Source organism: Streptomyces cathayae (genome assembly GCF_029760955.1).
In the GTDB taxonomy this organism is placed as follows: Bacteria; Actinomycetota; Actinomycetes; order Streptomycetales; family Streptomycetaceae; genus Streptomyces; species Streptomyces cathayae.
In genome coordinates, this window is the sequence record NZ_CP121682.1 from 1,544,430 (window position 1) to 1,549,667 (window position 5,238).

9 protein-coding genes are annotated in these 5,238 nt (G+C 71.2%); all 9 read left to right on the forward strand.

Annotated elements, in window-relative coordinates; translation table 11 throughout:
- Position 1 precedes the first annotated feature (1 nt).
- The 9 genes from PYS65_RS07065 to PYS65_RS07105 all read left to right on the forward strand — a co-directional run bounded on the left by PYS65_RS07065 (position 2) and on the right by PYS65_RS07105 (position 4,920).
- Positions 2-409: a hypothetical protein gene (locus PYS65_RS07065; protein WP_279332933.1), complete on the forward strand. Its 408-nt coding sequence runs from the start codon at positions 2-4 to the stop codon at positions 407-409.
- Positions 409-831 carry a hypothetical protein gene (locus PYS65_RS07070; protein WP_279332934.1) on the forward strand — a complete coding sequence of 141 codons (423 nt, stop codon included), beginning with the start codon at positions 409-411 and terminating at the stop codon, positions 829-831. Before PYS65_RS07065 ends, PYS65_RS07070 begins: the two co-directional genes overlap by 1 nt.
- A 22-nt stretch (positions 832-853) precedes the next feature.
- A complete protein-coding gene (locus PYS65_RS07075; protein ID WP_279332935.1) occupies positions 854-1,954 on the forward strand; it encodes a beta-ketoacyl synthase N-terminal-like domain-containing protein in 1,101 nt (366 codons plus the stop codon).
- Positions 1,955-2,010: 56 nt separating this feature from the next.
- Positions 2,011-2,250, forward strand: a complete 240-nt coding sequence (locus PYS65_RS07080; RefSeq protein ID WP_279332936.1) for an acyl carrier protein — start codon at positions 2,011-2,013, stop codon at positions 2,248-2,250.
- Positions 2,250-2,705, forward strand: coding sequence for a 3-hydroxyacyl-ACP dehydratase FabZ family protein (locus PYS65_RS07085; RefSeq protein ID WP_279332937.1), 456 nt, complete (start codon positions 2,250-2,252; stop codon positions 2,703-2,705). The genes PYS65_RS07080 and PYS65_RS07085 overlap by 1 nt, the downstream gene beginning before the upstream one ends.
- Complete coding sequence (locus PYS65_RS07090) at positions 2,702-3,181, forward strand: 3-hydroxyacyl-ACP dehydratase FabZ family protein (RefSeq protein WP_279332938.1); 480 nt, start codon at positions 2,702-2,704, stop codon at positions 3,179-3,181. Before PYS65_RS07085 ends, PYS65_RS07090 begins: the two co-directional genes overlap by 4 nt.
- A gap of 9 nt (positions 3,182-3,190) precedes the next feature.
- Positions 3,191-3,937 carry a 3-oxoacyl-[acyl-carrier-protein] reductase gene (gene fabG / locus PYS65_RS07095; protein WP_279332939.1) on the forward strand — a complete coding sequence of 249 codons (747 nt, stop codon included), beginning with the start codon at positions 3,191-3,193 and terminating at the stop codon, positions 3,935-3,937.
- A gap of 86 nt (positions 3,938-4,023) precedes the next feature.
- Positions 4,024-4,644 carry a 2-hydroxychromene-2-carboxylate isomerase gene (locus PYS65_RS07100; RefSeq protein WP_279332940.1) on the forward strand — a complete coding sequence of 207 codons (621 nt, stop codon included), beginning with the start codon at positions 4,024-4,026 and terminating at the stop codon, positions 4,642-4,644.
- 63 nt (positions 4,645-4,707) lie between these two features.
- Positions 4,708-4,920 (forward strand): MbtH family protein, encoded by a 213-nt coding sequence (locus PYS65_RS07105; protein ID WP_279332941.1) that lies wholly within the window; start codon positions 4,708-4,710, stop codon positions 4,918-4,920.
- Positions 4,921-5,238 lie beyond the last annotated feature (318 nt).

The window sequence follows — 5,238 nt, forward strand, 5'->3', positions numbered from 1 at the left end:
CATGGCGCGCAGCATTCCGCCCACCGACGTACTGATCACCCTCATGGGCTCACCGCACGAGTCGGAGCGCGTCACCAGCGCGTTGCGCCTGGTGCAGGCGCTGCTGGAACAGGACCGTGCCGTGCAGGTGTGGGCGTGCGGGTACGCCACCCTGCTCACCCAGACCCCGCTGGGTGAGGACAAGCCGCGCAACCTGGCGAACTGGAACGGGGTGTATCCGTCCACGGCCGCCCTGGTGAAGGACATGCTGGGAACGTTTCCGGGCCGGCTGTACTGGTACGGCTGCCGGTTCTGCAGCGACGACCGGGGGGCGGCGGACCACCTGCCGCAGGTCGTCATGCGGCCCCCCTCCGGCTACGGCGCCCACGTGGCCGCGGCCGGCCGCACCCTTCAGGTGGGGGTCCTGTGATGGCCGGCGGACGGACCACCGGGGAGGCCGGCACGCAGCGGCGGCGCACCCTGGCCATCGTGGAGAAGGCCTACCGCGGGGCGCTGGAGAAGCAGTTCTTCGACGCCCTGTACCTGGCGGTGGAGCTGAACCGTCAGCTCGGCGGGCTCGATGTGCTGCTGCGCGGACGCGCCGTCACCTACGGCGTGCGCGCCGAGCCGGTACCCGCGCTGCGGATCGGCAGCCGCACCCTGGACACCCTCACCGACCCCCGGCGGGACCTGCGCACCCTCATGGACACCGGGGTCCGGGTCCACGCCGAGGAGTCCGCTCTGGCCGCACACGGTCTGACTCCGGACCGGCTGCTGGACGGGGTGCTGCCCGTCTCCGACGGGAGCGTGGCCCTGCGCTGGCCGGAGTACCGAATGGTCTGTTACCTGTGAACCGAAGGGAAGCGTGGCGGACATGACCACCACCGCAACGGGCGCCGGGCGCCCTGTCATCACCGCGTGGTCCGCGGTGTCGCCGTTCGGCATCGGCCGGACCGCGTTCGCCGAGGGAGTGCGCGAGCGGCGCTCCACCGTCTCCGTGCTCGACGAGGCCGAGCCCGCCGGGCCCCGGGGCGACGCCTGCGTGGTCCCCGGCTTCGAGGTCCGTACGGTACTCGGCAAGAAGGGCACCCGGTCCATGGACCGGGTCACCGGACTGGCGGTCACCGCCGTCGGGGCACTGCTCGACGACACCGAACGGAGCCGGGCCGTCAGCACCGGCGAGGGCGCCGCACTGGCTCTGGGCACCACCACCGGCAGCGCCCAGAGCATGATGGACTTCACGCGGGATTCGCTCACCGGCGAGCAGCCGTTCTTCGTCGACCCGGCACGCTTCCCCAACACCGTGATGAACTGCGCGGCCGGCCAGAGTGCCATCTGGTACCAGCTGAAGGGTCCCAACACGACCATCGCGGGCGGCCGGGTGGCGGGGCTGCACGCCCTGAACTACTCCCGCCGGCTGCTGGCCGCGGGTCGCGCACAGACCGTGCTGTGCGGCGCCGCCGAGGAGTACTCCACGGCCCGCGCCTGGCTCGAGCACCACTGCGGTGACGGCGCGCCGAGTGCGCCGCTCGGCGAGGGCTGTGCCGTACTCCTCGTCGAACCCGCGGCCGGCGAGGACGCCGGGCAGCCGGTGCTGGCCGAGATCCTGGCCGTCGAACTGGGCGTCGTGCTCCGTGGCGACGTGGCCGGCAGCCTCACGGCCTGCCTGCGCGGCGCACTGCGCCGGTCCGGCGTCGACCTCACGGAGATCGCCGTCCTCGCCCGCTCCGGGGCCCCCGGGGCGGAGGGCGACGCCGAGGCCGCCGCCGTCGGCGAGGTGCTGGCCGGCGTGGACGCGGCCGACCTCACCCAGGTCGCGCTGATCGGCGACACCGGCGCCGCCTCCGCCGCCTTCCAGACCGCCGCCCTGCTGGCGCACGCGGAGGACGACCGGGCCGTGGCCGGGAAGGTGGGTCTCGTCACCTCCGTCGACCGGACCGGGACCGTCGGCTGCGCCCTGTTCCGACTGCGCTGACCGTCGTTTGCCCCGCCGCCGAAACCGAAGAACGAAACGCTGAGAGAGGTACCGCCGTGCTGGACAAGGAAGAACTGCGCTCGATCGTCGCGCAGGTGCTGGACGTCGACGCCGCCGAGATCACCGACGACGCCAAGTTCGTCGACGACCTGGAGGTCGACTCCCTCCTGGCCCTGGAGATCGTGGTCGTCCTGGAGAAGAAGTACGGGGTGAAGCTGCCGGAGTCCGACCTTCGGCAGATCATCACCCTGCAGAGCGCCTACGACCTGCTGGCCGGAAAGCTGCAGGCCGTCTGATGGACGTCCTCGCCGAGACGCGTCCGGGCGCCCCGGCCCCCGCCGTCACCCGGTCCGGACCGCGGGCCGCCGGTGTGCTCTCCGGCGCCGTCGAGGCCCTGCCGGCGGAGAAGGCGGGGCGCACCTCCACCAGGTTCACGGTGTCCGTGGACGAGACGGTGCTCCCCGGCCACTACCCGGGCTTCCCGATCTTCCCCGGTGTGTGTCTTGTCGAGTACGTGCACCGGAGCGTACTCGCCACGGCACCCGCCGAGGAGCCCGCTCCCGAGCTCGTGGCCGTGGAGAGCACCCGGTTCACCGGGCCCGTGTACCCGGGCGACGAACTGACCGCGGACATCGACTGGAAGCCGGTGGACGGGGCGTGGCAGTGCCGGGCGAAGATCCGCTCCGGCCGGGGCGACGCCGCGTCGGTGCGTCTGCGCTACCGCCGTGGCACGGACGGGGCCTCGACGTGAGCGGACAGGTGGAGATCCGCGGCAGGCTGCCGCACCGCTACCCCATGCTGCTGGTGGACCGGGTCACCCATGTCGATCCCGGCCGCGCGCTGACCGCCCTCAAGGCGGTCACCTGCAACGAACCCTGGTACGCGGGCCTGGGCCCGGACACCCCCGAGGAGGGTTTCGGTTACCCGAAGCCGCTGCTCGTGGAGTCCTGGTGCCAGTCCGCGGGCGTCCTCGCCACGTGGGACGACCCCAACCCCGACGTGCTGGCCGGGCAGGTCATGCTCTTCGGCGGCATGACCGGGGTCGAGTTCCACCGCACCGTGCTGCCCGGCGACGTCCTGGAGCACCGCGTGCGGGTCGAACGCAGGGTGGACGACACCGTGATGTTCGAGGGCGAGAGCCTGGTGGCCGGCGAGACGGTGATGACCGTCGGCCGGATCGTCATGGCCTTCCGCCCGGCCGAAGTCCTGAGACCCGAAGCGAGCTGAGTGAGGACCATGCAGGACAACACTTCCCGGGTGGCACTCGTCACCGGCGGATCACGCGGGATCGGACGGGCGTGCGTACTGGCCCTCGCCCTCGACGGGTTCGACGTCGCCTTCTGCTACCGCGCCGACGACGAGGCGGCCCGGCAGCTGGAGAAGGAGGCCGGAGAACTCGGCGTTCGCGTCATGTCCCGGCGGACGGACGTCACCGACGGCCCGGCCGTGCGCTCCTTCGTCGAGGAGGTCGAGGACACGCTGGGCCCCGTCGACGCGGCGGTCACCGCTGCCGGGATCACCCGCGACAACCCCCTGGTGCTGATGGACGACGACCAGTGGCACCAGGTCATCGGCACCAATCTCGACGGCGTCTACCACCTGTGCCGCGCGGTCGTCTTCTCCATGATGAAGCGCCGTACCGGGGCGATCGTCAACATCTCGTCGGTGGCGGGTGTGTACGGCCACGCCAGCCAGAGCAACTACTCCGCCTCGAAGGCCGGCATCATCGGCTTCTCCCGGTCGCTGGCCAAGGAGGTCGGCCGCTCCGGGATCCGGGTCAACGCCGTCGCCCCCGGGTTCATCGACACCGACATGGTCGCCGCGATGAACGAGAAGGCCCGCAAGGACATCACCCGGACGATCCCGCTGCGCCGCATGGGCCGTGCCGAGGAGGTCGGCGACCTCGTCGCGTACCTGGTGTCGGACAGGGCCGAGTACATCACCGGTTCCGTCCTGCAGATCGACGGCGGCATCACCATCTGACCACCTGACGGGCGGGAAGACCCGGCCCGTCCGCCCCCGGCCCGATCCGTGACCGGCGGCAGCACTCAGCATGTTTGGAGGCGGTGATGGCCCGACGGAGGCCACGCTGGTACTTCTCGTTCCGCAGCCCCTATTCGTGGATGGCCTACCGGGACCTGATGGCCGACCACCGGGACGTCGCGGAACGCATCGACTGGCTCCCCTTCTGGGAGCCGGACGCGGAGACGAGCGGCCATCTGGAGCAGGCCGGCATCAGCCTGCCGTACGTGGCGATGTCGAAGGAGAAGCACCTCTACATCCTGCAGGACGTGCGCAGGCTCGCCCGCGACCGCGGCCTGGAGATGGTGTGGCCGGTCGATCGCCACCCCCGGTGGGAGGTGGCGCACCTGGCGTACCTGGTGGCCGACGAGCTCGGCCACGGGCCGGAGTTCATCGCGGCGGTCTACCGCGCCCGGTGGGAGGAGGGGCAGGACATCTCCGACCCGGCCGTCATCGCGTACATCGCCGAGCGGCTCGGTCTGGACCCGGTGCGCCTGTCCACCGCGTGCGACGATCCGGCCGTACGCGAGCACGGCCTCGGATCCCTCAACTCGCTCTATCGCGACGGGGTCTTCGGCGTTCCGTTCTTCATCAACGGCTACGAGAAGTTCTGGGGGGTGGACCGGCTGCCCGGCTTCGTCTCCTCCGTCCGTGCCGGCGCCGCCTGAACCGGTCCCGCACCCCGATTCCGCATCCGCAACCCGAAACCCCCAACAGCGAAGGAGCCCGACATGGCGACCAACCCGTTCGAAGACGACAACGCGAGCTACCACGTCCTGGTCAACGACGAGAACCAGCACTCGCTGTGGCCCGCGTTCGCCGAGGTGCCGGCCGGCTGGACCACGGTCTTCGGCGAGGCGACCCGCCAGGCGTGCCTCGACTACATCACCGAGAACTGGACCGACATGCGGCCCAAGAGCCTTGCGATGGCCATGGACGCCTGACGAGGACATCGCAAGGGGGCGCGGCCGGGCATCCCCGGCCGGTCGCGCCCCGCGCAGAAGGCCCGGTGGGCGGGTGCGACGCCCACCGGGCCTTCTGCGTACGGGGAGACCCTCCCCGCCCGGCACCACAATGCGACAACGGACTTTCCGGTGGCAGCTTGATGCAGCCGCCATTGTCCGCCTTCCGAAGCCGATGCGAAAGTGCTCGGAATTGACCAACGTCGGCCATGCCCGGTCGCGGGATTCAACCGCCGGGATACCCGCCGCACACACTGCGCAATCCCTGCCAAGGCGATCCGCTAGAGGTGGAAGAGAATC

What these genes read in the sequence shown, in the direction of transcription:
- PYS65_RS07065 (WP_279332933.1), top strand. Translation starts at nt 2, where the DNA reads ATGGCGCGCAGCATTCCGCCCACCGACGTACTGATCACCCTCATGGGC.
- PYS65_RS07070 (WP_279332934.1), top strand. Translation starts at nt 409, where the DNA reads ATGGCCGGCGGACGGACCACCGGGGAGGCCGGCACGCAGCGGCGGCGC.
- PYS65_RS07075 (WP_279332935.1), top strand. Translation starts at nt 854, where the DNA reads ATGACCACCACCGCAACGGGCGCCGGGCGCCCTGTCATCACCGCGTGG.
- PYS65_RS07085 (WP_279332937.1), top strand. Translation starts at nt 2,250, where the DNA reads ATGGACGTCCTCGCCGAGACGCGTCCGGGCGCCCCGGCCCCCGCCGTC.
- fabG (WP_279332939.1), top strand. Translation starts at nt 3,191, where the DNA reads ATGCAGGACAACACTTCCCGGGTGGCACTCGTCACCGGCGGATCACGC.
- PYS65_RS07100 (WP_279332940.1), top strand. Translation starts at nt 4,024, where the DNA reads ATGGCCCGACGGAGGCCACGCTGGTACTTCTCGTTCCGCAGCCCCTAT.
- PYS65_RS07105 (WP_279332941.1), top strand. Translation starts at nt 4,708, where the DNA reads ATGGCGACCAACCCGTTCGAAGACGACAACGCGAGCTACCACGTCCTG.